2 protein-coding genes are annotated in these 1,432 nt (G+C 67.2%); one reads left to right on the forward strand and one right to left on the reverse strand.

Features of this window, described 5'->3' with window-relative positions; all coding sequences use genetic code 11:
* Nucleotides 1-584, forward strand: a 584-nt coding sequence (locus A5780_RS41390) for a hypothetical protein (protein ID WP_197521894.1), incomplete at its 5' end; no start/stop codon positions are given.
* Between the two features lie 108 nt (nucleotides 585-692).
* Here A5780_RS41390 and A5780_RS27660 read toward each other — a convergent pair.
* Entirely contained in the window at nucleotides 693-983 is a 291-nt protein-coding gene (locus A5780_RS27660) for a hypothetical protein (protein WP_156769692.1), read from the reverse strand.
* Between the last annotated feature and the right edge of the window lie 449 nt (nucleotides 984-1,432).

Raw genomic sequence — 1,432 nt, forward strand, 5'->3', positions numbered from 1 at the left:
CTCTACTCCCTGCCGACCGCGACCTGGTCGCCGACCTTGCGGTGTGGCGGGCCGCCCAGCACGTGCCCGACCACGACAGACGCCCCACCGGCGCCGACCGTTACCCCGCCGCTGAACAGCGCACCCAGCAGGACCTTTCGCGTGCGGTCGCGGCGGCTGTCGGTGATCTCGACGGCCCTGCCCGACGCTGGGCGGCGCTGGCTGGCGGCCTCGACGATCGCCTCCCCCACGACCCGTATTGGCCCGTGCTCGCCGAACGCCTGGACGCCGCACACCACGGTGGCCTAGACGTCGACCAGGCACTCCACGCCGCGATGGACCGGCCGCTGCCGGATGAGCAGCCCGCGGCCGCGCTGCGGTGGCGGCTCACCGAGCAACTCGACGCCCACCACGACATCGGTCGCGCCGATCAGCCCGAGCCGGCACCTAAGCATTCGAGCGGCGGTGAGACCGACGACCTCCTCGCCGCCGCCGGCCTGCTCGACTGGACCAGCGACCTCACTGCCGCCCCGGATCTGGGCGACCTCGATCTGCCTGGCACCGAATTCCCCGGCGCCGACCCCGGTTACGACCTCGGCCTGTAGGAACACGAAGCTGCGGATGTGCGGTCTCGAAGGGCTGCCGCGCCCTCCCCTCAGCGGGGAGGGCTTGCCACTGGGCTACGGGCGAATACTCCGTAGGCCGAGTGGTTGTCAGGCAGCGAGATCAGCGCCAGGCGGATCGTTATCGTCCGGATCAGGAGCAGGTGCGTCCGCCTCGGGCTGACCCGCCTCCGGATCGGCCGGCGGCGCCGTGGTTCCTCGTCGGAACACCATCCCGTTGACGATGTCGCCGATCCCGCGGAACGGATTGGGCCAGGCCCTCATGTAGTCGGTCAACGCTCCGAGAGCATCGACGCCACCATTCTCCAGGGAACTGCGTCCTGCCCGGATGTAGTAGCAGAACGCGAATGTGGCCGATCCGACGACGAAGATCACGACCACGCACAGAACGATCAATTTGAGTGTTTCCACCGGCCCTCTTCCAAGGCAATGGATGAGTTTGCGCCGGTTCCGGGAAGGGTCGGACGACTCAAACTCATCCGAACGAATTCGGACGAAAGTGAGCCGGGCCCTTTCGGATGGAGTGACCGAAACCCGGGTGTGTTTGTCTCATGTGTTCCGCCTCAGGCAGAACCACTAGCGACCCTTCGATGTGCATTGGGCGGGCCGGACCAGAATCGGACTCCAAAAGCCCCGGCTCCGCCGGTGACCTCCGATTTTGACCGCCTCCATTCTATCGCGAGGCTCGAAGGCACTAGCAGCTGGGGTACACGAAACCACTTGCGGCGCCGAAGGACTGAGCCTTGGTGTGAGGTGGCAAGCCCTCCCGCGAGGGAGGGTGCGGCAGCACCAAACTCGGCCCGCACGTGAACGGGCTGGGGCGTTCGAGA

It is taken from the genome of Nocardia sp. 852002-20019_SCH5090214, from assembly GCF_001665865.1.
GTDB classification, from domain to species: domain Bacteria; phylum Actinomycetota; class Actinomycetes; order Mycobacteriales; family Mycobacteriaceae; genus Nocardia; species Nocardia nova.